23 protein-coding genes and 1 tRNA gene are annotated in these 26,256 nt (G+C 34.5%); 15 read left to right on the forward strand and 9 right to left on the reverse strand.

The window, feature by feature from the left end; translation table 11 throughout:
- The first annotated feature begins 63 nt into the window (after positions 1-63).
- Both ACUSJC_RS07120 and ACUSJC_RS07125 read left to right on the forward strand, forming a co-directional pair.
- A tRNA-Ile gene (locus ACUSJC_RS07120) sits at positions 64-137 on the forward strand.
- Between the two features lie 226 nt (positions 138-363).
- Positions 364-579 carry a PID-CTERM protein-sorting domain-containing protein gene (locus ACUSJC_RS07125; RefSeq protein WP_449268872.1) on the forward strand — a complete coding sequence of 72 codons (216 nt, stop codon included), beginning with the start codon at positions 364-366 and terminating at the stop codon, positions 577-579.
- Positions 580-610: 31 nt separating this feature from the next.
- On the opposite strand, the gene ACUSJC_RS07130 is transcribed toward ACUSJC_RS07125, so the two are convergent.
- The gene (locus tag ACUSJC_RS07130; protein ID WP_449268873.1) at positions 611-1,201 is read right to left on the reverse strand and encodes a riboflavin synthase; all 591 of its coding nucleotides are present in this window, start codon (positions 1,199-1,201) and stop codon (positions 611-613) included.
- Between the two features lie 59 nt (positions 1,202-1,260).
- Between ACUSJC_RS07130 and pdxA the strand changes: the two genes are divergently transcribed.
- The 7 genes from pdxA to ACUSJC_RS07165 all read left to right on the forward strand — a co-directional run bounded on the left by pdxA (position 1,261) and on the right by ACUSJC_RS07165 (position 7,776).
- Positions 1,261-2,304 carry a 4-hydroxythreonine-4-phosphate dehydrogenase PdxA gene (gene pdxA, locus ACUSJC_RS07135; RefSeq protein ID WP_449268874.1) on the forward strand — a complete coding sequence of 348 codons (1,044 nt, stop codon included), beginning with the start codon at positions 1,261-1,263 and terminating at the stop codon, positions 2,302-2,304.
- 86 nt (positions 2,305-2,390) lie between these two features.
- On the forward strand, positions 2,391-2,936 hold the full coding sequence (locus ACUSJC_RS07140; RefSeq protein WP_449268875.1) for a YceD family protein: 546 nt from the start codon (positions 2,391-2,393) through the stop codon (positions 2,934-2,936).
- 2 nt (positions 2,937-2,938) lie between these two features.
- Positions 2,939-3,133 carry a 50S ribosomal protein L32 gene (rpmF, locus tag ACUSJC_RS07145; protein ID WP_109568650.1) on the forward strand — a complete coding sequence of 65 codons (195 nt, stop codon included), beginning with the start codon at positions 2,939-2,941 and terminating at the stop codon, positions 3,131-3,133.
- Between the two features lie 201 nt (positions 3,134-3,334).
- Positions 3,335-4,336, forward strand: a complete 1,002-nt coding sequence (locus tag ACUSJC_RS07150; protein WP_449268876.1) for a beta-ketoacyl-ACP synthase III — start codon at positions 3,335-3,337, stop codon at positions 4,334-4,336.
- 27 nt (positions 4,337-4,363) lie between these two features.
- Complete coding sequence (gene accB, locus ACUSJC_RS07155; RefSeq protein WP_449268877.1) at positions 4,364-4,846, forward strand: acetyl-CoA carboxylase biotin carboxyl carrier protein; 483 nt, start codon at positions 4,364-4,366, stop codon at positions 4,844-4,846.
- Between the two features lie 68 nt (positions 4,847-4,914).
- Positions 4,915-6,267: an acetyl-CoA carboxylase biotin carboxylase subunit gene (gene accC / locus ACUSJC_RS07160; RefSeq protein ID WP_449268878.1), complete on the forward strand. Its 1,353-nt coding sequence runs from the start codon at positions 4,915-4,917 to the stop codon at positions 6,265-6,267.
- Between the two features lie 144 nt (positions 6,268-6,411).
- Complete coding sequence (locus ACUSJC_RS07165) at positions 6,412-7,776, forward strand: RCC1 domain-containing protein (RefSeq protein ID WP_449268879.1); 1,365 nt, start codon at positions 6,412-6,414, stop codon at positions 7,774-7,776.
- Between the two features lie 53 nt (positions 7,777-7,829).
- On the opposite strand, the gene ACUSJC_RS07170 is transcribed toward ACUSJC_RS07165, so the two are convergent.
- Positions 7,830-9,725, reverse strand: a complete 1,896-nt coding sequence (locus ACUSJC_RS07170) for a S9 family peptidase (protein WP_449268880.1) — start codon at positions 9,723-9,725, stop codon at positions 7,830-7,832.
- A gap of 90 nt (positions 9,726-9,815) precedes the next feature.
- On the reverse strand, positions 9,816-13,475 hold the full coding sequence (locus ACUSJC_RS07175; RefSeq protein ID WP_449268881.1) for a reprolysin-like metallopeptidase: 3,660 nt from the start codon (positions 13,473-13,475) through the stop codon (positions 9,816-9,818).
- Between the two features lie 229 nt (positions 13,476-13,704).
- Between ACUSJC_RS07175 and ACUSJC_RS07180 the strand changes: the two genes are divergently transcribed.
- The 5 genes from ACUSJC_RS07180 to ACUSJC_RS07200 all read left to right on the forward strand — a co-directional run bounded on the left by ACUSJC_RS07180 (position 13,705) and on the right by ACUSJC_RS07200 (position 18,400).
- Positions 13,705-14,967 carry a dicarboxylate/amino acid:cation symporter gene (locus ACUSJC_RS07180; RefSeq protein WP_449268882.1) on the forward strand — a complete coding sequence of 421 codons (1,263 nt, stop codon included), beginning with the start codon at positions 13,705-13,707 and terminating at the stop codon, positions 14,965-14,967.
- 1 nt (position 14,968) lies between these two features.
- Positions 14,969-15,652, forward strand: coding sequence for a DedA family protein (locus tag ACUSJC_RS07185; RefSeq protein ID WP_449268883.1), 684 nt, complete (start codon positions 14,969-14,971; stop codon positions 15,650-15,652).
- A gap of 3 nt (positions 15,653-15,655) precedes the next feature.
- Complete coding sequence (locus ACUSJC_RS07190) at positions 15,656-16,768, forward strand: NAD(P)/FAD-dependent oxidoreductase (protein ID WP_449268884.1); 1,113 nt, start codon at positions 15,656-15,658, stop codon at positions 16,766-16,768.
- A complete protein-coding gene (gene mtgA, locus ACUSJC_RS07195) occupies positions 16,769-17,509 on the forward strand; it encodes a monofunctional biosynthetic peptidoglycan transglycosylase (RefSeq protein WP_449268885.1) in 741 nt (246 codons plus the stop codon).
- Positions 17,510-17,599: 90 nt separating this feature from the next.
- Positions 17,600-18,400, forward strand: a complete 801-nt coding sequence (locus ACUSJC_RS07200) for a TIGR00266 family protein (RefSeq protein ID WP_449268886.1) — start codon at positions 17,600-17,602, stop codon at positions 18,398-18,400.
- Positions 18,401-18,438: 38 nt separating this feature from the next.
- Here ACUSJC_RS07200 and ACUSJC_RS07205 read toward each other — a convergent pair whose 3' ends face one another.
- The 5 genes from ACUSJC_RS07205 to tamL form a co-directional block, all read right to left on the reverse strand.
- The gene (locus tag ACUSJC_RS07205; RefSeq protein WP_449268887.1) at positions 18,439-19,434 is read right to left on the reverse strand and encodes a transglutaminase domain-containing protein; all 996 of its coding nucleotides are present in this window, start codon (positions 19,432-19,434) and stop codon (positions 18,439-18,441) included.
- A 10-nt stretch (positions 19,435-19,444) separates the two neighbouring features.
- Positions 19,445-20,113, reverse strand: coding sequence for a carboxypeptidase-like regulatory domain-containing protein (locus tag ACUSJC_RS07210; protein WP_449268888.1), 669 nt, complete (start codon positions 20,111-20,113; stop codon positions 19,445-19,447).
- A 60-nt stretch (positions 20,114-20,173) separates the two neighbouring features.
- Positions 20,174-21,028 (reverse strand): acetyl-CoA carboxylase, carboxyltransferase subunit beta, encoded by an 855-nt coding sequence (gene accD, locus ACUSJC_RS07215; protein ID WP_449268889.1) that lies wholly within the window; start codon positions 21,026-21,028, stop codon positions 20,174-20,176.
- An 83-nt stretch (positions 21,029-21,111) separates the two neighbouring features.
- Entirely contained in the window at positions 21,112-22,179 is a 1,068-nt protein-coding gene (gene fbaA / locus ACUSJC_RS07220) for a class II fructose-bisphosphate aldolase (RefSeq protein ID WP_449268890.1), read from the reverse strand.
- Between the two features lie 47 nt (positions 22,180-22,226).
- Positions 22,227-24,815 carry a translocation and assembly module lipoprotein TamL gene (gene tamL / locus ACUSJC_RS07225; RefSeq protein WP_449268891.1) on the reverse strand — a complete coding sequence of 863 codons (2,589 nt, stop codon included), beginning with the start codon at positions 24,813-24,815 and terminating at the stop codon, positions 22,227-22,229.
- A 13-nt stretch (positions 24,816-24,828) separates the two neighbouring features.
- Between tamL and ACUSJC_RS07230 the strand changes: the two genes are divergently transcribed.
- Positions 24,829-25,560, forward strand: coding sequence for a TrmH family RNA methyltransferase (locus tag ACUSJC_RS07230; RefSeq protein ID WP_449268892.1), 732 nt, complete (start codon positions 24,829-24,831; stop codon positions 25,558-25,560).
- On the opposite strand, the gene porT is transcribed toward ACUSJC_RS07230, so the two are convergent.
- Positions 25,557-26,255: a type IX secretion/gliding motility protein PorT/SprT gene (gene porT, locus ACUSJC_RS07235; RefSeq protein WP_449268893.1), complete on the reverse strand. Its 699-nt coding sequence runs from the start codon at positions 26,253-26,255 to the stop codon at positions 25,557-25,559. The two genes, ACUSJC_RS07230 and porT, sit on opposite strands and share 4 nt — an antisense overlap.
- Between the last annotated feature and the right edge of the window lies 1 nt (position 26,256).

Raw genomic sequence — 26,256 nt, forward strand, 5'->3', positions numbered from 1 at the left:
CAGCCTCAAATAAGGCAAAAGCCTTGTTGTTTTACTAAACGCAATGAACTTTGTGTAAGTAATGGTCCTATAGCTCAGTTGGTTAGAGCACCTGACTCATAATCAGGTGGTCCCTGGTTCGAGCCCAGGTGGGACCACAAAAAACAGAAATAGTCGGTAAAAGGCTATTTTTTTTTAGTCGATTGGAAAGAATTTAAGATTTTTTTAAGTTTTTTTTTGAAAAACATTGTTTTGTTTAAAAATATTTTTATTTTCGTGTTTCGTAAAACAGAGAATTAACACATTTGTTTGGAAATCGTTAAATAACAATTAAGAAAACCCATTTTCTTCCGTAAAGAGAATAAAAATTTATAAGTTTGGCCTATGAAATTAGCAGTACAGAAATTAGTTTTAGTTTTCGTAGCATTACTGAATGTTGATATGGTCTTGGCAGCCGATCCAACGCCACCACCACCGACACCACCACCACCACCAGGTTTGCCAATTGATGGAGGATTGGTGTTTTTATTCTTCTCGGCTCTTATTTTTGGATATTATATATCAAAGAAATATATCGCTACAAAAAAAAGCTCTTTGTAAAGAGCTTTTTTTATTTCTATTTTTTCTTCTTTTATTGATTTAGTTCTTGTATCCTTTTTACATATTTGCCTAAAACATCAAATTCTAAATTTATAATACTTCCTTTATTGAAGGTTTTGAAATTAGTGTGTTCGTAAGTGTAAGGTATGATAGCTACACTAAATTCATTTCTTTTTGAGTTTACGACAGTTAAGCTGGTTCCATTCACAGTTATGGATCCTTTCTCTATTGTAATATTGTTTAATAGGCTGTCGTATTCAAAAGTAAACAGCCAACTTCCGTTTGTTTCTTGAATGTCAATACAAGTGCCGATTTGATCCACGTGGCCTTGAACAATATGGCCGTCAAGGCGGTCTCCTAATTTCATTGCTCTTTCTAGGTTGATTTCGTCATTTACCTTCCAGGTGTCTATGTTTGTTTTGGTGATGGTTTCTTTAATAGCAGTAACGGTATAATTTTCGTCATCTATTGCTACAACAGTGAGGCAGATGCCATTGTGAGCTACACTTTGATCTATTTTGAGTTCTTTGGTTATAGAAGAGCTTATGGTGATATTTAGATTGTCTTGCTCTTTTTGGATGTTTTTTACGATTCCGAGTGTTTCTATTATTCCTGTAAACATAACTGGTTTTATTTTATTAAATTTGCAGTTCAAAAATAAGTAAATTAAAGTAACCGAAAATGGTTAAAAAAGTAGAAAATATAATAGTCGGTATTTCGATAGGTGATTTGAACGGTGTCGGGCCTGAAATTGTTTTGAAAACTTTTGAGGATAATCGTATGTTTGAGTTTTGCACGCCTGTTATTTTTGCTAATACCAAGATAATTTCCTTTATTAAAAAAGGTTTAGGGATTGAAGAGCCAATTCAGGGCATTGATAATTTGGGGCAAATTGTCCCTGGAAAAATGAATGTTCTGAATGTTTGGAAAGAAGGAGTGAATCTTGAATTTGGGAAATTGGATGATAGTGTGGGCAAATATGCTATTAAATCTTTTGTTGCAGCGACGAAAGCTCTGAAAGAAGGACAGTTGGATATTTTGTTGACTGCTCCGATTAATAAGTATAATATTCAGTCAGAAGATTTTAAATTTCCCGGGCATACAGATTATTTGAATCAAGAATTACAAGGTGATGCTTTGATGCTGATGGTCAGTGGTAAGTTGCGAATAGGTCTTCTGACGGATCATGTACCTGTAAATGAAATTGTAGAACATTTGACTCCTGAATTGTTGGAGACTAAAATAAAAACAATTAATAGGGTACTGATTCAAGATTTTGGAATTGATAAACCGAAAATTGCTGTTTTAGGATTAAATCCGCATAGTGGTGATAATGGAGTTATTGGTAAGGAGGAGCAGCTTATTATAAAGCCTAAAATTGACGAATTGTTTCGTGAAGGCTTGATGGTTTTTGGTCCGTATTCATCAGATAGTTTTTTTGGTTCCAATCAATATGAAAAATTTGATGCGATTTTAGCGATGTATCATGATCAAGGATTGATTCCTTTTAAAACGCTTTCTTTTGGAAACGGGGTGAATTATACGGCAGGATTAGATAAAATTCGTACATCGCCGGATCACGGAACAGCGTTTGAAATTGCGGGGAAAGGGTTGGCTAGCTTTAGTTCTTTTAAGGAAGCTTTGTACTTGGCTATTGATGTTTTTCATAAAAGAAATGAATATCAAGAGCTTACAAAAAATCCTTTAAAAGTTAAAACTGAATAGTTACGGGTAAAAAAAAGTTTTTAACTGCTCTTGTATTTGTAATAATTTTATATATTTGCATCCCTTTTAAAGGGTAAACTGTTGTTATGAAGAATTTTAAAGAATATTTAATTCCGTTTACGGGATTAAAATTAGGTAAGCATCAGTTTGATTATCAATTGGATAATTCGTTCTTTGAGCACTTTGATTATAATGAGTTTGATGCGGCAGATGTCAAAGTGAATATAGTATTAGAAAAGAAAAGTACAATGTTAGAGTTGGCTTTTAAACATAAAGGAGAAGTAACAGTTCCGTGTGATTTGACAGGAGAGATTTTCAATCTTCCAATTAAAGGAAAATTAAATTTGATTGTTAAGTTTGGTGATGAATTCAATGATGAAAACGAAGAATTGTTGATTCTTCCGCATGGAGAATTTCAAGTAGATGTATCACAATACATTTATGAAATGATTGTGCTTTCTGTTCCTGTTAAAAGAATTCATCCTGGAGTTAAAGATGGAACTTTAGGAAGTGAAACGTTGCAGAAATTAGAAGAATTGGCTCCTAAAGAAGAAAAAAAAGAAAAAGAAGAGATAGACCCAAGGTGGGAAAATTTAAAAAAACTATTAACGGATAAAAATAAAAATAAGTAATAATGGCACATCCTAAGAGAAGACAGTCGTCAACAAGAAGAGATAAGAGAAGAACGCATTACAAAGCATCTGTTCCTCAGATTGCTACATGCCCAGTAACTGGTGAAGCTCACTTGTACCACAGAGCTTATTGGCACGAAGGTAAATTATACTACAGAGGTCAAGTTGTTGTTGATAAAACAGAAGCTGTAGCGTAATTATTTAAAATACAGAAAACTCTCACGAAGTGAGGGTTTTTTTGTTATTTACAAAGCTCTTTTATTTAGCATTGGTTTCAATAGTCACATATTTTTTGTAATTTCCATCACTTTTTAGGAGATTACAAATTTTTGGTGCTTAAAAATGAACCAACGCTTTTTTCTTTATTAAAAAGTAATGACCATTTTAAATAAATGACAATGAGTAAAATAACGGCTGCCATTACAGCAATCGGTTCTTATGTGCCAAAATATGTGTTGTCTAACGAAGTCTTGGAAACTATGGTAGACACAAACGACGAGTGGATTACAACCCGAACAGGTATTAAAGAAAGAAGGATCTTAAAAGAAGAAGAAGGGGTAGGAACTTCTTATTTGGCCATTAAAGCGGCTCAAAACTTACTTGAAAAGAAAAATCTGGATCCCAAAGAAATAGATTTAATTATTATGGCTACTGCGACACCTGATATGCCAGTAGCTTCAACAGGCGTTTTTGTAGCTTCTCAACTTGGAGCAACTAATGCTTTTGCATTTGATTTACAAGCTGCTTGTTCCAGTTTTTTGTATGGAATGTCAGTTGCATCTGCTTATATCCAATCTGGAAAATATAAAAAAGTATTATTGATAGGTGCTGATAAAATGTCATCTATTATTGATTATACTGATAGAGCTACATGTATCATTTTTGGTGATGGAGGAGGAGCGGTTTTATTTGAACCAAATGAAGAAGGCTTTGGTTTGCAGGATGAAGTACTTAAAAGCGACGGAATAGGTAGAGAGTTTTTGAAAATTGATGCCGGAGGATCTATTTTACCTGCTTCCGAAGAAACCGTAAAAAACAAACAACACTATGTATTTCAAGACGGAAAAACAGTTTTTAAATATGCTGTCTCCGGAATGGCCGATGTAAGTGAAAAAATAATGCAACGTAACAATTTATCTCACGAAGACGTAAATTGGTTGGTAGCACATCAAGCAAACAAAAGAATTATCGATGCTACAGCAAACCGCATGGGTGTTGATGAATCTAAAGTGCTGATTAATATTCATAAATACGGTAATACTACTTCTGCAACTTTACCGCTTTTACTTTGTGAATTCGAAAAACAAATCAAAAAAGGAGATAATATAATTTTTGCCGCATTCGGTGGTGGTTTCACATGGGGAGCTATCTACTTAAAATGGGCTTATAATACAAAATAACAACAAGCTAAACCAAATTTCAAGAGTATGGATATTAGAGAAATTCAAAACTTAATTAAGTTTGTAGCTAAATCTGGAGCTACAGAAGTGAAATTAGAAATGGATGATTTCAAAATCACTATCAAAACTACTACAGAAGGAGCTGAAACAACTTATGTTCAACAAGTTCCGGTAACAACAGCTTTGCCACAAGCTGCTGCTCCAATGCCAGTAGCTCCAACAACAGCTGCTCCAGTAGCTGCAGAAGCGACAAGTTCAGATGATAACAAATATATTACTGTAAAATCTCCAATTATTGGAACATTCTATAGAAAACCATCTCCAGACAAACCTGCATTTGTAGAAGTTGGTGCTTCTATTTCTAAAGGAGATGTGGTTTGTGTAATTGAAGCAATGAAATTATTTAACGAAATTGAATCTGAAGTTTCAGGAAAAATCGTTAAAGTATTAGTAGATGATGCTTCTCCGGTAGAGTTTGATCAACCATTATTCTTAGTTGATCCATCTTAATTTGAAAAGATGTAACTATTTGAATTCATTTTCAAATTTTCAATTGTTTAATTTTCAAATTAAAAGTGATGTTTAAAAAAATATTAATCGCTAACAGAGGAGAAATTGCACTTCGTGTAATTAGAACCTGTAGAGAAATGGGGATCAAAACGGTCGCCGTATATTCTACTGCTGATGCAGATAGTTTACACGTGCGTTTTGCTGACGAAGCTGTGTGTATTGGTCCGCCACCAAGTAACTTGTCTTACTTGAAAATGTCAAATATTATTGCCGCTGCAGAAATTACAAATGCAGATGCAATTCATCCAGGTTATGGATTCTTATCTGAAAATGCCAAGTTTTCAAAAATCTGTGAAGAACACGGAATTAAATTTATCGGTGCTTCTGCAGAAATGATTGAAAAAATGGGAGATAAGGCTACTGCCAAAGCGACAATGAAAGCCGCTGGAGTCCCTTGTGTTCCAGGTTCAGATGGTATTTTAAGTTCTTTCGAAGATGCTAAAAAAGTAGCTAAAGAAATTGGTTATCCAGTTATGATGAAAGCAACTGCCGGAGGTGGAGGAAAAGGAATGCGCGCTATTTGGAAAGAAAGCGAATTGGAGAAAGCATGGGAAAGTGCTCGTCAAGAAGCTGCTGCTGCATTCGGGAATGACGGTATGTATATGGAAAAACTTATCGAAGAGCCAAGACATATTGAAATTCAAGTTGTGGGAGATCAATATGGTAAAGCATGTCATCTTTCGGAAAGAGATTGTTCTGTGCAACGCCGTCACCAAAAATTAACGGAAGAAACTCCTTCTCCATTTATGACTCAAGAATTGCGTGATAAAATGGGTGAAGCTGCAGTTAAAGCTGCTGAATATATCAGTTATGAAGGTGCAGGAACCATTGAGTTCTTGGTTGATAAACATAGAAATTTCTACTTTATGGAAATGAATACTCGTATCCAAGTAGAGCACCCTATTACGGAGCAAGTTGTAGATTATGATTTAATTCGCGAGCAAATTTTAGTAGCTTCAGGAGTGCCAATTTCTGGTAAAAACTACTATCCGCAATTGCATTCAATTGAATGTCGTATTAATGCTGAAGATCCATATAATGACTTTAGACCTTCTCCGGGAAAAATTACAGTTTTACATGCTCCGGGAGGTCATGGAGTTCGTTTAGATACTCACGTGTATGCAGGATATACTATTCCGCCAAATTATGACTCAATGATTGCTAAGTTGATTACGACTGCTCAAACAAGAGAAGAAGCTATCAATAAAATGAAAAGAGCTTTAGATGAGTTTGTTATTGAGGGTATTAAAACAACGATTCCATTCCACAGACAATTAATGGAAAATCCGGATTATGTAGCAGGAAATTATACTACAAAATTCATGGAGGATTTCAAAATGGAAGAACCTAAAGAAGAGTAAATATTAAAAGAGCCAACCAATTAGGTTGGCTCTTTTGTTTTAGATTGTGATAAACGTATTATTTTGAATACTAAAATGTTTTAATTATATAAAAGGAATGAGAACATAGAATACTTTTTTATATTTGGTAAAAACCTTATAATTATGATAAAAAAATACTCCTTTTTTTTCTTTTTTTCCTTTCTATGGATAAACGCTCAAGACTGTGTACAAGATATAATTTGTTCAGATGATACTATTATAGTATATAAATCAGATGGTAGTATTTTAATATGGGGACAAAATCAATATGGACAGATAGGTAATGGGACAGTTTCTCCGCAGACTATTCCTTTACAATTAGGAACAATTGAAATGTGGCAAACTATTAATCCCGGGAGAATGCATACGGTAGCACTCAAAGAAGACGGAACGATTTGGGCTTGGGGTAATAATAGTGTTGGACAGTTAGGGGATGGAACTGAAATAAGCAATACAACTCCGGTTCAAGTAGGATCGGATAGCGATTGGGTATCATTATCTGCAGGTAATTTGCATTCCGTAGCCTTGAAATCAGACGGAACATTTTGGGGCTGGGGAAATACTCAAGCTTCAGAACTGACAAACGGGAGTGTATATTTCTATACTTCTCCGGTTCAGATTAGTCCGGATACTGATTGGGATAAAATTTATGCAGGATACTTTAAAACGTATGGGATCAAAACAAACGGAACACTTTGGGGAAGAGGAAGGAATTTATATGGTTCATTAGGTGTAGGTTATAATGGAACTGTTTTTATGATCACTCAGATTGGTGAAGACTCAGATTGGTTTAAAGTTTCAGCCGCTCGTTCTAATCATAGTTTAGCGCTAAAAACAAATGGGACATTATGGGGTTGGGGAGAGAATGAGAATGGAAAATTAGGAGACGGAACAACAATTAATCGTTATGCTCCAGTTCAAATAGGAAATGATCATTGGAAAGATGTATCAGCGGGAAATTCCCATTCAATTGGAATAAAGGAAAATGGAACATTATGGCAATGGGGATCTTATGGTTGGATAGACGGACAAATGTTGATTCCTATCACTACAGTGCCAGTTCAAGTAGGAACAGATACTGATTGGGTAAAAGTTATGGCAGGATATTCTATTTCTTTTGCTCTTAAAGAAGATAATTCTTTATGGGGTTGGGGCTATAATTCAGTAGGGTGGTTGGGAAATGGTACAACAATTTCTTCGGCTAATCCTATCCTGCTTTTTGAATGTGCTACAATGGTACAGGAAGCATTTGTGTTAGATGATTTTGAGTTGTTTCCTAATCCGGTTGAAAGTGTTTTAAACTGGGATACAAAATTTGAACTTGAAGAGTTGGAGATAATAAATATTTTAGGTCAAAAAGTTAATTCTGTGAAATTAATTCAAAATCAGAATAGTTTAGATGTGACGAACTTAGCAAAAGGAGCTTATATAATTATTGCAAAATTGTCTGATGGTTCGGTGAAAACAACAAAATTCATAAAAAAATGATTTTTAAAAAAATAAAAGGAACCGATTCCATGAAAATCGGCTCCTTTTATTTTTTAGAGAGTTTCTTTTAACCATTTAAAGAATTCACGTTGCCAAACCATTCCGTTTTGTGGTTTTAAAACCCAGTGATTTTCTTCTGGGAAATATAGCAATCTGCTTTTAATTCCTTTTAATTGTGCGGCTTGAAAAGCTTCTAGTGCTTGACCGATTGGTACACGATAATCTTTTCCGCCTTGAACAATAAGAATAGGTGTATTCCAGTTGTTTACTAAGTTAATAGGGTTAAATTCTTTGTACGTTTTTTGAGCAGCTTTGTTCTCGGTTTCCCAATAAGCGCCACCCATATCCCAATTGGTAAAGAAAACCTCTTCTGTTGTTCCGTACATACTTTGAAGATTAAAGATTCCGTCATGTGCAATTAAAGATTTGAAACGGTTATTGTGAACACCAGCTAAATAGAAAACAGAATAGCCACCATAACTTGCGCCAACAGCACCTAAACGTTTGTTATCAACGTAAGATTCTTTGGCAACATCATCAATAGCACTTAGATAATCCTGAATGGCTTGGCCACCCCAATCTTTACTGATGTCTTCATTCCATTTTACACCGTGTCCCGGCATTCCTCTACGATTTGGAGCCACAACGATATAGCCCTGAGAAGCCATTACTTGGAAATTCCAACGGAACGAATAAAATTGAGAAAGTGCGCCTTGTGGTCCGCCTTGGCAATATAATAAAGTTGGATATTTTTTAGTTTTGTCAAAATTAGGAGGTAAAACCACCCAAACTAACATCTCTTTTCCGTCAGTAGTTTTTACCATTCGTTTCTCAACAGTTGGTAAAGATAATTTAGCATAGATTTCTGTATTTACATTCGTAATTTGATTCCACTTTTTCTTTTTTAGATCATACGAAAAAATTTCATTGGCATGATTCATATCGCTTCTGGTAACCAAAATGGTATTTCCACTAAAGCCAATGATCTGATTAATGTCGAATGGACCTTCTGTTAATTGATTCACTCGAACCATAATTTTCGTTAAGCCTGGAAAATTCACTTCGAAAAGTTGTTTGGTTCCATCAACAGGAGCTAAGAAATATACTTTTTTGCCGTCATCGCTCCAAGTGAAACTATCAACCGTTCCGTCCCAAGCAGCTGTTAAATTGATGTCTATTCCTTTATGACGCACAATGATATCGTTTTTATCAGCTTCATAACCGTCATGTTTCATTTGTAACCAAGACAAATCTCCGTTTGGTGAAAATTGCGGAGCTACATCATATCCCTTGTTTCCTTCGGTTAAATTCTTAGTAGATTTTGTATTTACATCATATTCGTATAAATCGGTATTTGTACTAACAGCATAGGCTGTACCAACTTTCTTCTTAGAAACATAAATCACTTTTGACCCATCAGGAGACCAAATGTAATCTTCGTCACTACCAAAAGGTTTTTGAGGAGAATCATAAGGTTCGTTAGCCATAATATCTGTTTCTTCTTTTCTATCATTGGTTATAAATACATGATTGTGATTTCCATCATTCCAAGTATCCCAATGGCGATAATCTAATCCGTTGTAAATTTGAACGTCACTTTTTTCTAATTCCGGATAAAAATCTTTTCCATGAACTTTTTCTAATTTCACTTCTTTGTGAGAAACAGTCCAGCCATTTGCATGAGTATTTTTGTCCTTAACTAAATCAGATGCATTTTCAATTTTAGTGGGTTTTCCGCCGGAAAGAGGAATGCTGTAAAAGGCGCTGCTAGATTTATTTTCTTCAACTGAAGGAGTAGAAACTTTATAAATTATCGATTTTCCATCTTTTGAAATGCCTAAAGGAGAAATACGTCCAAGCTTCCATAAAAGTTCAGGCGTCATGACCTCTTGGGCACTAAGTGAGAGTCCTGCCATAAGTAAAATAATAGATAAAAATTGCTTTTTCATGATTTTGTAATTTGTAGAGCATAAAATTACTTAAATAAAGACTATAAAAAAAGCCTCATTGCTGAGGCTTCTTGTTTTGAGACTGAAAGATTAGTTTTTGATAAATCTCTTAGTTGTTATTTTATTATTTGATTGAATTTCGATAAAGTAATGTCCTTGTTCCAGAGTTTCTACCTGAATCATATTGTTCTCAACTTTTCCTTTTTTAACCATTTGTCCTAGCATATTGTAAATAGAATAGGTTGAGTTTTCCTTCAATCCTGTAAAATTCAAAACACTGTTTGCCGGATTTGGATATAAAGTGATTTCAGTTGAAATAAATACGTTCTCCTCAATTTCTTTTCCACTTGATGTGATGTTTATTGTGTAATCTTCCACTTGCCCATAAGAAAAAGAACCACATGAAGCAGGAATAGCATTGTATCTCATAGAAACTCTCATTCTTGTTGTGCCAAGGGTTGCTGTAGAAGGAATTGTAATTGTTCCGGAAACCGGAGTGGTTGTACTGGCAGATTTACTCCAAACCAATTCGCCTGAATCATCAAAATCGCCATCTTGATTAAAATCAATCCATACGCCATAACCTTCACTATAAATAGTTCCTGACCAATAAGGAGTTATAGTAATTGTCTGCGAAGTTCCTCGGGTAACATTAGTGGAAATAGAAGTGAAGTTTTCATAACCAGTTGTTCCTGTGGAAGAATTGTTGATTGAGCCATACACGACTTTTGAAATTCTCTCATCAGAAGTGTTGTTCCCCTGAGAAGTACAATAAGTTACAGTATTAGCAGATGTAGTAATGCTTACAGCATTACTTGAAGCAGATAAGTTCCCTGCTGCATCAGTAGCTTTGACTGTGAAGCTATAGGTTGTTGCCGCTGTTAATCCGGTAACATTATAAGATGTAGTTGCAGCAGTACCTATTTGACTTCCATTTTGGTAAATGTTGTAGCCTGTTACCCCAACATTGTCTGTTGAGGCTGTCCAACTCAAATTGGTTGTTGTTTGTGTAGTTCCACTAGCCGAAAGTGTAGGTACTGAAGGAGCTATAGTATCAGCTGTTCCGGTAACTAAATTTATGGTGTAATCTTCAACTTCTCCATAAGAGAAAGCTTCGCATGAAGTTGGTATTCCGTTATATTTCATAGAAACTCTCATTCGAGTAGCTCCGCTTGTAGCTGTCGTTGGTACAGTAAAAGTACCTGAAATGGGAGTTGTTTGACTAGCTGCATTGCTCCATACCAATTCTCCCGAATCACCAAAGCTTCCATTTTGATTGTAATCAATCCAAACAGCATAACCTTCACTGTAAATAGTTCCTGTCCACGTTGGAGTAATTGTTATTGTATAAGCCGTTCCTTTTGTTAAACTAGTTGAAATGGAAGTAAAATCAGAATAACCATTATTACCAGTTGAAGAGTTATTTATTGTGTTTAATTGTACTCTTCCAATGTATTCATCAGAAACTGAATTTCCTTGAGAAGTACAATATGTTGGAGTTGTAGAGCCACTTAATGTTGTTACGTTTACAGTATTACTTGTATTAGAGATATTTCCTGCAGCATCTTTAGCTTTTACAGTAAAGCTATAAGTTGTAGAAGCAGACAATCCGGTAACATTGTAAGATGTGGTTGATGAAGTTCCGATTTGAGTCCCGTTTTGGTATATATTATATCCTGTTACAGCAATATTATCTGTAGAGGCTGTCCAACTTAAACTAGTTGTGGTTTGAGTAGTTCCTGAAGCTGCTAAATTAGTTGGAGCTGAAGGAGCTGTTGTGTCATTTCCGGCACTCGCCGTAATTGTAAAATTGGTGTTAGAAACATCAAAGAAGATATGATTAGTTCCTTTAACCATAATTCTACATTGGGATGAAGGTGTGTTTGGAATAGTGACATCTTGTGAGCCATCATTTGGAGTAGCAGCTAATAAAGTTGTCCAATTACTACCGCCATCTGTAGAAAGTAAAATGTCAACATTGGCGCAATTTACTCCGTTTGAAGTTGTTCCGGCAACATTCCAAGTGATGGTTTGCGTACTTCCGCCTGTATAACTTACAGCAGTATTAGGAGCGGTTACATTAAAAGGTCCAGCTGTTCCGTTTACGGTCACAACCATATCATCACTATTATTAGCTGATCCTCCGGCTCTGTTGTCCCTTACAGTAAATCTGAAATTTAAAGTTCTGGCAACTGAAGAAAGAGCTTCTACGGTAATTTCTGATCCGGATGTTGTGGTTGCTCCAGCTAGAACTCTTGACATTGTCGGGAAATAACGTGTAGGGGAAGTAGTTGGAGTATAGGATCTGAAGTTTGGTCCGCTAGTTTTTGTTGCACTGGCAGCTGAACTGGATCCTGTTTGCGAACTAGAAGCATTGTCCATTTGTTCCCAGCAATATGTTAAAACATCTCCGTTTGCATCTGTTCCTGTTCCCGTTAGCATAAAAGGGGTGCTTTTTGGGATAGTGTAATCAGAACCTGCATTGGCTGTGGGAACGCTATTTCCTGTGCTTGTCAACGTCGGGCAAGATTTTGCTTTAATATTATTGGTTACTTGTTGGATGCTTATTGCATGGAAGTAAGCATCAGAATGAGCTTGAATATCTTGAGAAGTGATTCCGGCATACCCCATGATAGTAGACCCTGATCCGGGCTCCATGTTTGCGCCAGTACCTTCATTACTCATAGAAAAAGTATGATTGGCACCTAATTGATGTCCTAATTCGTGAGCTACATAATCAATGTCAAAATTATCTCCCGAAGGAATTCCGTCAGCAGGTGAAGTATATCCACTTCCTTTTTGTCCGTTTACGCACACGCATCCGATACATCCGGCATTTCCGCCACCGCCATCTTTACCAAATAAATGTCCAATATCATAATTAGCTTCACCAATAACACTGGTTAATGTAGATTGTAATTGCGAATTCCAGTTTTGCATGGAACTGGAGTTAGAATAAGGATCAGTTGATGAATTAGTATAGATAACAGTATCAGTGTTGGAAATAAGAACAAGTTTTATACCAAAATCTTTTTCGAAAACACCATTTACACGAGTCATGGTATTGTTAATTGCAGCTAAAGCATTGGCTTTAGTGCCTCCGAAATAAGCTGTGTATTCTCCTGTTACAGACATGGCTAGCCTAAATGTTCTAAGTGTAGAGTCATCTGCATTTGGACGAAGTAAATAACTGGAATTATCAGATTGTACTACTTGATCTATGACAGCACATTCAAACTTTGTAAAAGCAGTTTTTTTGTCTGATTTACGATAAGAAGTATATGTCGTTAAATCCGAAGTGTAAGGCTCAATGAATTGAGCAGATTGATCAGGATAGAGAATCATCGAATAAAAGCCTAATGGAGAAATGCTGAAATAAATAGTTGCTCCGGTATTTTCAACTCCTTGTCCGACATAGGATTTAATTTCCGGATAACGTGCAGCCAAATCAGGATCCATTACAGAATATTCAAATATTCTAAAGTTTTCTAGATTTCCTTCAGCATTTGGAAAAGATAGAATGGTGTTTGATTTGTGATTAAGGTCAGCTTTTTTAGGAACATGGCTTAAAGTCTGTTTCATTTTAGCAATGTCTAATTCAAAGAGCTTTGGATTTTGAATTGTTTTTTTGTTTTGTACAATTTCTGCTGTACTCTTGTTTTGAGCTTTTGTCCAAAACGAATCCCCGTTTTGCCCTGTGGCAAAGTACGAAATTGCTAAAAAGGCAATTCCTAGTAAATTTTGTTTCATAAAAAATAGGTAAGGTTAATTAATAAATCAAATGTATAAATCAAAATGTTAAAATGATTACAGTTTTTCTGTATATTTTGTTAAAAAATACTATAAAATAAATTTTATGTTATATTTATTACTTTTATAAATAGAGGAACAATTATGATATTCAGTGATTAATCAATGCATACTTAGGCTTAATTTGAAAAATATACGTATTTTCACAACTTTAAATTCAATAAGCATTATGAAGAGACTTGCACTGCATTGGCAAATACTTCTTGGGATGATTCTAGGAGTTTTGTTTGCTATTGTTTTAATTCAATTCGATTGGGGAAAAGATATTATTATAGATTGGGTAAAACCTTTTGGTAACATTTTTATCAATCTTCTTAAGCTTATTGCAGTGCCTTTGATCTTAGCCTCATTGATTAAAGGTGTTTCTGATCTGAAAGATATTTCCAAGCTTTCCAAAATGGGAGGGAGGACTATTGGACTTTATATTTTGACGACGATATTTGCTGTTTCTATAGGATTGGTTGTAGTGAACATAATTAAACCCGGAAGTTATATTTCTGAAGAAACAAGAACCGAATTAGTTGGAAATTATGCCAGTGATGCCAATTCTAAAATTATGGCTGCCGAAAAACAAAGTGAAGTTGGTCCTTTGCAAGCGTTAGAAGATATTGTGCCAAGTAACATCATCAAAGCAGCTTCTGATAATGGAAATATGTTACAGGTAATTTTCTTTGCAGTGTTTTTTGGAATTGCACTTATTTTAATTCCGCAAGAAAAAGCAACACCTGTTACTGCCTTTTTTGATGGTTTTAATGAAGCTATTTTGAAAATGATCGACATTATCATGCTCGCAGCTCCTTTTGGAGTTTTTGCCTTGTTGGCTTCTTTGGTTGCCGAATCGCCGAGTTTAGATTTGTTTAAAGCTTTAGGAATGTATGGGATGACAGTTCTTTTAGGACTGGCGATAATGATAGGAGTTTATATGCTGTTGGTTAAGTTTTTGGCTAAGAAATCACCTAAATTCTTTTTTGACGGAATTTCTCCGGCACAATTGTTAGCTTTTTCCACAAGTTCCAGTGCGGCAACTTTACCGGTGACTATGGAACGAGTGGTGGATAATTTAGGAGTTGATGATGAAGTAGCGAGTTTTGTATTACCAATTGGCGCTACTATTAATATGGACGGAACTAGTTTGTACCAAGCAGTGGCAGCGGTTTTTATTGCTCAAGCTTTTGGAATGGATTTGAGTTTTGGAACACAATTAGGAATTATTGCGACAGCAACTTTGGCATCAATAGGAAGTGCAGCAGTTCCGGGAGCTGGAATGGTAATGTTGGTGATTGTTTTGGCGCAAGCCGGAATTCCCGAAGCTGGTTTGGCTTTAATTTTTGCTATTGATAGACCTTTAGATATGTGTAGAACTACTGTAAATGTTACGGGTGATGCTGCGGTTTCAATGGTGGTGGCAAAATCAGTTGATAAATTAGAGTAAGATGGAAGATTTTCATTGGACCAAATTATTTAATCCGGAGTTTTATATAACAATGGAGATTGGTGGAGTTCCTGTTGGAATTTACATGGTGCTTTTCATTGTTTTTGCCGAAACAGGTTTGTTTGCAGGTTTCTTTCTTCCGGGCGATAGTTTACTTTTTTTGTCCGGAATTTATTCACGTGAACTGGTTGAGACATTTTTCTATATTCCAAGTGACTTTTCAAATGTTTCGGTTTTAGCATTGTTAATTGCAACTTCAGCCACACTAGGAAATGTATTTGGTTACTGGTTTGGTGCTAGAAGTGGTCAATTTTTATATCACAAAGAAGATAGTTTCTTTTTTAAGAAGAAATACTTATATGAATCTCAGGCTTTTTTTGAAAAACACGGTGGAATAGCCATTATTTTTGCTCGCTTTTTACCTATTGTAAGAACTTTTGTTCCCATTATTGCCGGAATTGTACACATGCCAAAAACCAAGTTTATGCTTTATAATGTATTGAGTTCTTTACTGTGGTCTTTTTTATTGGTTTTTGCGGGGCACTATCTGTATGGATTCTTTTTGGAGGAATTTGATTTGGACTTAAAAAAGCATATCGAAAAAATTATTTTGATTCTTATTGCTGTTACCACATTTCCTTTGGTAATGAAAGCGATCAAAACAGCTAGAAATAAATCGGAGTAAAAAATGGAACTGAGCTATTGGGAACTTAAAAATTGGTTTTCAAATATTGACTTTACCGTTGTAGGCAGCGGTATTGTGGGGTTACATTGTGCTTTACGACTGAAAGAGAAATTTCCTCAGGCCAAAGTTTTAGTGTTAGAAAAAGGAATTTTGCCTCAGGGAGCAAGTACCAAAAATGCAGGTTTTGCATGTTTCGGAAGTATTTCGGAAATTTTAGATGATTTAAAGGCGAATTCGGTTGACGACGTAGCCGCTTTGGTGGAAAAACGTTGGCAAGGCTTACAATTACTAAGAACAAATTTAGGTGATGCTGTTTTGGATTTCAAACAATATGGTGGTTACGAATTGTTTTTGGAAAAGAACAAGCACTTTTTTGAAAAATGTGTGACTCAAATTCCTTTGGTAAACCAAATATTGAAACCAATTTTTAAAGAAGATGTATTTGTTACTAAAACAGATTCTTTTGGTTTTCAAAAGATATGCGATGAATTGGTGTTTAATCCTTTTGAAGGTCAAATTGATACTGGAAACATGATGCAGGCTTTGCTAAAAAAGGCAATTTCAAAAGATATTTTAATTTTGAATCAACAACAGGTGTCTTCTTTCCTAGATTTGAATGGAAAAGTTGAAGTGGTAACAAATGATGTTTCTTTTATAACAAATAAATTGTTTATAGCGACCAATGGTTTTGCGAATCAGTTTGTCAAAGAGGAAGTGAAGCCGGCAAGAGCTCAAGTCTTGATTACTAAACCCATTGATAATTTAACTATTAAAGGAACTTTTCATTTAGACGAAGGTTATTATTATTTTAGAAATGTGGGAAATCGAATCCTTTTTGGAGGCGGAAGAAACCTTGATTTTGAAGGCGAAACTACAACCGAATTTGGTCAAACAAAAATTATCCAAGAACAGTTAGAACAATTGTTAAAAGATGTACTTTTACCGCGTCAAAATTTCGAGATAGAACACCGTTGGAGTGGAATAATGGGAGTAGGAAATCATAAGAATCCTATTGTAAAAACACTTTCAGAAAATGTGTTTTGTGGTGTTCGATTAGGAGGAATGGGCGTGGCAATTGGAAGTTTAGTTGGAAAAGAATTAGCAGATTTACTATAAATGGCAACAAAAAAAGCAGCGGCACCTAAAAAAAAGCCCGCAAAAAAACCGGTAAAGAGAACTTTTAAACAAAAGCTATTTCGTTTTGTCTGGAAGTTTATTCTTTGGTTTAATGTTGTGTGTGTCTTTTTTGTGTTGTTATACAAGTTTGTTCCCGTGCCTTATACACCATTAATGGCAATTAGAGCCATCGAACAAAAAAATGCCGGAAAAGAAATGACTTGTTCACACCATTGGGTGGCTATAGAATACATTTCTCCCAACTTGCAAAAGGCGGTTATTGCCAGTGAAGACGGTCGTTTTTTAGAGCATAATGGTTTTGATTTTTCGGCGATGCAAAAGGCTTTCGAGGGCAATCAAAATGGTAAAAAGATAAAAGGCGGAAGTACGATTTCGCAACAAACGGCTAAGAATGTTTTTCTTTGGCCTGGAAGAAGTTATATCCGAAAAGGTTTTGAAGCTTATTTTACTGTTCTAATTGAAATCTTCTGGAGCAAGCAACGCATCATGGAAGTATATTTGAATAGTATTGAAATGGGGAATGGTGTTTATGGAGCTGAAGCCGCTTCTCGTCATTGGTATCACAAAGAAGCCAGAAATCTTTCACGTTATGAAGCTGCCGGAATTGCAGCCATTCTACCTAATCCTCGTAAATATAACCCGTTGCGTTCTACGCCTTATATGAATCGTCGTAAACAGACGATTAGTAGATATATTGGGTATGTTAATCTAGAGTATTAATTCTTCCGAAAGCAAATTCTTTTTTGCTGACAAGAATTAGTTGGTAACAATTTTTTTGTTCCAACGACTAATTAACAAAAACTAAGAATTATGCAAGCACATGAAATAGATTACCATATTTATGGTGAAGAAATGCAATATGTAGAAATTGAATTAGATCCACAAGAAGTCGTTGTTGCCGAAGCCGGAAGTTTTATGATGATGGAAAACGGCATCAAAATGGAAACTATTTTCGGTGATGGAAGTAATAAAGATTCTGGAATTTTCGGAAAATTGTTATCGGCGGGAAAACGTGTTTTAACAGGCGAAAGTCTTTTTATGACGGCATACCAAAATGTGGATTATGGCAAAAAGAAAGTTTCTTTTGCTTCTCCTTATCCGGGTAAAATTGTAGCAATTGATTTGATGAAATATGGCGGAAAATTTATATGTCAAAAAGATGCTTTTCTTTGTGCTGCAAAAGGAGTTTCTGTTGGAATAGAATTTTCTCGAAAATTAGGTCGTGGATTATTCGGAGGAGAAGGTTTTATTATGCAAAAATTAGAAGGTGACGGAATGGCTTTTGTACATGCCGGGGGAACTTTGGCTCGAAAAGAATTACAACCGGGAGAAATATTGAAAGTAGACACCGGATGTATCGTTGGTTTCACCAAAGATGTAGATTACGATATAGAATTTATAGGTGGAATAAAGAATACTATTTTTGGAGGTGAAGGAGTGTTCTTTGCAACACTTCGCGGGCCGGGAGTAGCTTATATTCAATCGTTACCATTTAGTCGTTTAGCTGATAGAGTTATTCAAGCGGCACCACAAATGGGAGGAAAAGATAAAGGTGAAGGAAGTTTATTGGGTGGTTTAGGGAATTTGTTAGATGGTGATAATCGTTTTTAAATAAAAAACCGCTCATTTGAGCGGTTTTTTATTGTATTTTAGTCTATTATTTTTATGATATAAGTTACAACTATGTAGTCGTTGATTTTAAGATGTACATCGTAGTTTCCTTTTTTGTTAAATTTATACATGAATGATGTTATATCGTCTTTTTTTTGAATATTATAAATTTCAAAAGGAATTTCTCTTGAACCTATCAATTCTACAAGCGATGTTATGTATTCACTATTTGAACTTTTATAGCTAAATGTAATTTCTTCTCCTACTTTAAATCTATTGATCATTTCATTAGGCAATATAGGATCAATATTTAGCTTAAAAGTTTCTCCGTAGACAAGTGGAAATATTTTTTTTGTTTCTTTACTATTAGTTTTGAGAGCCCATTTTGAGTCTTCTGGGATATGATTTTTCTCAAATAAATTAGGTTCTGTTAAAAAATATCCATCATTGTATTCTTTAATGAAATACCCTTTTTCATCTAAATAACCGCTTGCCCAAGTGGCATCACATAAATACCATTGGTCATTCAATTTAACAGTATTCCAAGAATGGTTTATCAAATCTAGTGATTCTACATTGTTGTCAATAGTTCTCCCATATCCATTAATGATCTCACATTCTATATTGGCAAAAAAGCATAATTCTTTGATTAAATAAGCATAACCAGTACAAATAGTTCGTTTTTGTTTTATAAGTTTTTTAAAGAACTTCTTTTTATTTTTTTTATCCCAACTAATAAAAGCTAAACTGTCATTCTTGAATTTTTCTCTTTTATGTAGAACTTTTGAATTAAGTGCATCATCAGCGTTAATGTTATTACTCACCCAATAAAAAATTGCTCTAAATTTTTCAACATCGGTATTGAGTTTATTTGTAAGATTATAAGCGAGAATAGGGAGGTTCTCTAATTTTTGATCTTCATTAAGTTTAGCTATATTATCTGCTCTTGTAAAATTTACTGAATCAAAATCTGATACTTGAGCTTTAAGTAATAAAGTTGTAAAAAAAACTAAAATGACAAATAATCTTCTCACCTATATAAAGTTATTTTTTAGAAGAATATACTCCTTTTTTAGCAACCTTACCAGCCATAATAACTCCAGATTGAACTAAGTCTATTTTTAATTCAACATTTGTAACAGATTGGTCATTAAATATAATCTTTTTAGATACTGCTCCAACATAACTAAAAACTAAAACATCTCCTTTTTTTAGTTTTTCAGGGAATTCAAAATAACCATCAAAGTCAGTTGTTGTAGATATACTTGTACCTTCTAAGACTACATAAGCTCCGGCAATTGGACCTAAATCATCGGAAACAATTCCTTTAGCTGTGATCAACTTTTCTTCAGATATATCTTCTGTTGTTATACTATTATTGTTAGATTCATTTTGATTCTTAATTTCTTGGGCTTGTAGGGAAGAACTATTGAAAAATGTAATGCAAGCTATTCCAATCCCACTTAGATAACCAAAAAAACTTTTTCTTTTTGGTTCATAAGTGGTTTTTAATTGTTCAGCAGTGAACCTTCCACAAATAGTATTGTCCTTTTTGTTATGAAAATAGTCATTAATTTCTTTTTGAGACAATTTTGTAAAATCGATGACTTCTTTGGAACATGAATCACAAAAACCTCCTTTTTTAGTAGGAGTAAACGAATTAAAATCTTCCGAGCATGGAGATTCGATATCTAAGTAGAATTTATTTTTCATATGTAGTAGAAATGATTTACTGCAATATAATAAAAAAAACCGCTCATTTGAGCGGTTTTTTTATCTGATTTCTTGATTTAAAATTAAGTCAAGGTATAAATTTACTTTATTTTTCAGTTCTTTTCTATGGACAATAAAATCTAAGAATCCGTGTTCTAACAAGAACTCAGAAGTTTGAAAACCTTCGGGTAGATCTTTACCTGTGGTGTCTTTTACAACACGAGGTCCGGCAAAACCAATTAAAGCACCCGGTTCGCCAATGTTGATGTCTCCTAACATAGCATAAGAGGCAGTAGTTCCCCCTGTTGTAGGGTCGGTACAAAGTGAAATGTATGGGATTTTAGCTTCTGCTAATTGTACTAATTTTGCGGAAGTTTTAGCTAACTGCATTAAAGACTGAGCAGCTTCCATCATACGGGCTCCACCTGATTTCGAAATCATGATAAAAGGAACATTATGCTTGATAGAATAGTCAATTGCTCTGGCAATTTTTTCTCCGACAACTGCTCCCATGGAACCACCGATAAAAGCGAAATCCATACAAGCAACTACTAAATCTTTACCTTTTGATTTTCCAACAGCAGTTCTAATAGCATCTTTTAAATGCGTTTTTGCCATTACTTCTTTTAAACGGTCACTATATTTTTTTGTGTCAACAAATTTTAGTGAGTCTTTTGAAACAATATTCGGATTTAGTTCTTCAAATTCATTGTTGTCAAAAAGAATTTCAAAATATTCGGCACTTCCGATTCTTACGTGGAAATCATCTTCAGGGCTTACCCAAAGATTTTTTGCCAATTCTTCAGTATCTACAACTTTTCCTGTTGGCGATTTATACCATAAGCCTTTAGGTACATCTTTTTTCTCTTCTGTTGGAGTTTGTATACCCTTTTCTTTTCTTTTAAACCAAGCCATAGTCTTAAATTAGGTGTCAGAAATTCTAGCCGGATGTGATCCGGCTAAAAATCTAACCGATTAATATTAATGTGTTTGAATGATTATAACGTGTTTACGTTATTTAAGTCGGCAAATGCCTGTTCTAAACGTTTGTTAAAAGTAATTTCTCCTTCACGAACCCATTTTCTTGGATCGTAGTATTTTTTGTTTGGACTATCTGATCCTTCAGGGTTACCAATTTGTGTTCTTAGATAGTCAATTTTTGAAGAAATATAATCGCGGATACCTTCTGTATAAGCAAATTGTAAGTCGGTATCAATATTCATTTTAATCACACCATAAGAAATTGCTTCGCGAATTTCTTCAAGTGTTGAACCGCTACCTCCGTGGAAAACAAAATCAACTGGGTTAGCTTCTGTTCTGAATTTCTCTTGAACATATTCTTGAGAATTTCTCAAGATTTTTGGAGTTAATTTTACATTACCCGGTTTGTATACTCCGTGAACGTTACCAAATGCAGCAGCAATAGTAAATTTAGGACTTACTTTCATTAACTCTTCATAAGCAAAAGCCACTTCTTCTGGTTGAGTATATAATTTTGAACTATCAACGTCTGAATTGTCAACACCATCTTCTTCACCTCCGGTGATACCTAATTCAATTTCTAAAGTCATGCCCATTTTGCTCATTCTTTCTAAATATTTTTTAGAAATTTCTAAGTTTTCGGCAATTGGTTCTTCCGATAAATCGATCATGTGCGAACTGAAAAGAGGTTTTCCTGTTTCTGCAAAGTGTTTTTCAGAAGCATCTAACAAGCCGTCAATCCAAGGTAAAAGCTTTTTTGCACAGTGGTCAGTATGTAAAATAACTGTAGCTCCATAAGCTTCAGCTAAAGTATGTATGTGTTTAGCACCAGCTACTGCTCCTAAGATAGCAGCTTTTTCGTTTTCATTACTTAATCCTTTTCCGGCATTAAATTGAGCACCTCCATTTGAAAACTGAATAATTACCGGAGCATTAAGTTTAGCTGCAGTTTCTATAACACCATTTATTGTGCTAGAACCAACAACGTTTACAGCAGGTAATGCGAATCCTTTTGCTTTAGCATATTGAAAAATTTCCTGAACTTGGTCTCCTGTTGCAACACCTGGTTTAATGTTGTGTTTCATAGTATCTTTGGTTTATTGTTAATTAGCAAAATTAATAAAAACTATAATTAGAAAGGATAATTTATACCAAAATTTAGAACGGTTTTGTTAAAATTAAATCCTTTGAACCACCGGTCATTGAGTTCTCTTGAAGGGTCATAGGCTTTATACCCCAAGTCAATTCTAAATACGAAAAATTTAAAATCATATCGAAAACCAATTCCGGAACCTACGGCTAAATCCTCTAATGATTTAATTCCATTGAACGTATAGTCAGTATTTTCAATATTGTCAAACACATTCCAGATGTTACCTACATCCGAAAATAGGGCTCCGTCTAAGCTGCCGAAGAAGTTAAAGCGATATTCTGCACTGAAAGCCAACTTCATATTCGCTTCGTTAAAATCTAATATGCTCTGACTTTTTCCCGGACCTAAGCTATAAGCTTGCCAACCTCTGTTATCGTTAGACCCTCCTCCAAAATAACTTCGAGAGAAAGGGATGGATGTTCCGTTTCCATAAGGAATGGCAATACCTGCAAATGAACGAATGGCAATACTTTGTTTTCTGCCTAAATCCCATTGTTTAATATATTCAACCTCTCCTTTAGCATATTGCGCATATTCAATACCAAACACTTTTTGGTTTCCTGAAGCACTGGTTTCTCCAGAATTATTGAAATTATTAGCCAAAAGGCTTAGAAGATTTCCGGCAGATTCAAGCTTAGTTCTAAAATTATAATAATTTTTGTCTGTTAAATTATTTTTGGTGCTTCTGCTAAATGTAAAACTTGAAGAAACAATTAAGTTGTCCTCAATCAATCGGTAATAACGCTCTGATAAACTTAAAATAGTTTTGAAATCAGGATTTTGTGGAGAAAGAAGTCCTCCGGTGAGTGATTGTTCCATGAAGCGAACAGCGCCTTCATCTGTAAGATTTCCTGTAGTAGGAGCAATATTTGACGGATCTTGATTGTATATTTGAGCGAGTTCATTTAAACTATTATATGAAGTTTTATAAACGTTAAAATAGTTACCTATGTTAAGGTTGCGAACATAATTTACCCCTAGTAGTTCCAGTTTAAAACTATTGCGTTGGAAGTTTGTTTTCCAACTGTAATTTAAGCTTCCGGAAACGCTTTCTTTATCCAATCCGATATTTCTTTGATTAGAAAAACCAACAGAAAATTGGGTCGTAGGTAGCATGTATTTCTTAATGATGTTTTGAGTATTTACAGGGAAAAATATTCTTGGAAAACTCAATTTTACATCTCCACCATATTCAGAAATGTTAAAAAAAGTATTATTCGGATTAGCCATGTCTCTGGACGAACCAATATTTCCTCTTCCCGATAGCTCTAAAATCTCAGCCCCTTTAAAAATATTTCGGAATGTTAGGGATAAATTTCCTGAGATACCAAAATCTTGAATATTAGAGTGTGAAAAATCTGTTGAAACATTCAAGTTAAACTTCTTTTTCGGAACTAAGTAAATATTCGCTATTAAGCTATTGTTATCTACGTCCAAGCTGTCTTCTACATATTCAATAGTTGGGAAGTTAAATACTTTCAGGTTGCTAATAGATTGTGTTGTTCTTGTTTTCTGCCTGTCACTAAAATAACGTCCTTTTTCAATAAAAATGGCATCAGTAAGAGCTTTAGGCCTGTAGTTTAATTTCCCCGAACTGTAGATATTGAAATTTTTATAAGAAACACTATCTTGAATTTGATCTATTTCTTTTTTAGATGTGTTAGATGTAAAAATATTAACCTGACTGATTTTATAAATTTTAAAAGGAGTTTTTACAAGGGTATCTCCTTTTTTAATGCTTCTGTCTTCGATCTTTACATTTACATTGACACGATGATTAGGATTAAGAGTGTCTATATCGTATTTTATATTGTTGACCTGAAAATGATATACACCATGATTTCTGAAATATTCTGTTATTCGAGATCTTTCATTCAAGAAATTTTGTGAATTAAAAGGGGCGCCTTTTTTTAATAGTGATTCTTTTTCAATGTCTGTATATAATTGTTCCAAATCTTTTGTTTCCACTTGATGATCAATAGTGTCAAGTATTGATTGCTTCCCAGTGGTAATTTTGTAACTGACTTTTCCTTTTTTTTCGCCTACAGTATCTACTTGTGTTTCCACTTCAGCGTCAAAATAGCCTAAATTGTAATTGTAATACGCTTTGAGTTTATTTCGAGTACTTTTAATTTTTTTGTCATCAATAATAGAAGGAGCTTGCCCCACATTTTTAAGCAACTTACTAAACCCTGAAACAATGAAAGATTGACTTAAACGGTCAACTTGTTTGTCAGAAAGAAATCCGGCTAAATGTGCTCTACGATCTGGTTTTCGGTTTAACCAATCATAGTAAAGAGAATCCGGATTGTCTTTTGCCATATTGTATAACGTCAGGCGTAAAGGCAAACCAAAAAACTTGCCATTTGGTTTTTGATAAAAGAAACTTTCTAATATTTCGTCCTTTTTAATAGTATCATTAACCAGAATAATGTTCTTTGTTAAAAGCTGTTTGCTTTCAGGAACTTTTTTTGTTAAGGAACACGAATAAAAACCGAGTCCTATTCCGAATAATAATAGTATTTTTGGTAAACTTTTTTTCAAAATAGCAATTATATAATTAGTCAAAAATACAACTTTTATGGTTAGTAAAAACCAAATTAAACTGATAACGAGTTTGCAGCAAAAAAAATATAGAAATCAGCATCAATTATTTTTTGCGGAGACCAAAAAAGTGATTGATGAATTTCTGGATGCGAAATTTGAGCTTGTAAATTTATTTACTGTTGACGAAACTCTTTTCCCTGTAGTTGAAGCAAACAAGATGTATGCCATTTCTGAAGCAGAGCTGAAAAAAATTAGTGCACTCAAGACACCTAATGAATGTTTAGCCGTTTTTAAAATGCCGAAAAGTTCTGATTTGATTAGCGATGGATTGATTTTGGCTTTAGACGATATAAGAGATCCTGGTAATTTAGGAACAATAGTTCGTTTGTGCGACTGGTTTGGAATAGAAACTTTAGTGTGTTCAACGGAAACCGTGGATGTCTATAATCCAAAGGTAATTCAGTCGACCATGGGGTCAATTAGTAGAGTGAAAATTGTCTATGTAGATTTAATTTCGTTTTTACACAAGGTGAACCTTCCTGTTTATGGCACCTTTATGGATGGCGAAAATGTTTACAATCAAGATTTAGCTCAAGAAGCGGTAATTGTTATGGGGAATGAAGCTAACGGAATCTCTCCGGAAATTGAAGCATTGGTTACTCATAAAATTGCGATTCCGCGTTTTGGGAAATTACAAAAAACGGAAAGTTTAAATGTAGCAACGGCAACGGCAATTACATTAAGCGAATTCCGAAGAAATAATTAATGGAAGGCAAAATTAACGAAGAATCCACGAGTTTGCATCGATTGAATATTTCCAGTCCAAGGACTATTAGGGTCGTTGTCTCTGATTAATTCATCTTTAGTGCTAAAAACACCACGAATAGAAGGAGAGAATTTAAAATATTCAAAGTAAATATCAATCCCGAAACCTAACTCATAAAAGCTAGTCCAATCTTTCATTCGGAATTTTCGGTTGTAGTTGTCTTCAGTGGAATTAGCCATACTTCCTAAATTTAGAGCAGTGGATAAACCACCAATTAAATAAGGTCTGATGTTTCCTGTTCTTTTAGACGAAAGTTTTAATAAAGCAGGAAAAAAGATGTAAGTAGATTTTACTTCACGTAAGCGATCTACAGGATCTTCAAGAGTAGGATATGTTAAATTACGTTGGGTAACGTAAAGTCCGGGTTCAAAACGAAAATCAACATAATCTGTTAAACGAAGATTTCCAATTAAGCCTACGTTAAAGCCAGTTGTTGATTGAACCTGAATGTCCTGAGTAACGGATAAATAATCAAACTTAAAATCCAAGCTGTTAAAACCTAAGAAATATCCCCAATGCACACGTTGCTTGTCAAAGTTTTCTTTGTTGATAAGCGGGTCTTTACCGAACATTCTAAATTGTCCGTAAGAGGAAAGACTGATACTGATTAAGAATATAATTAGAATTTTTTTCATA

The organism is Flavobacterium sp. U410 (genome assembly GCF_053570605.1).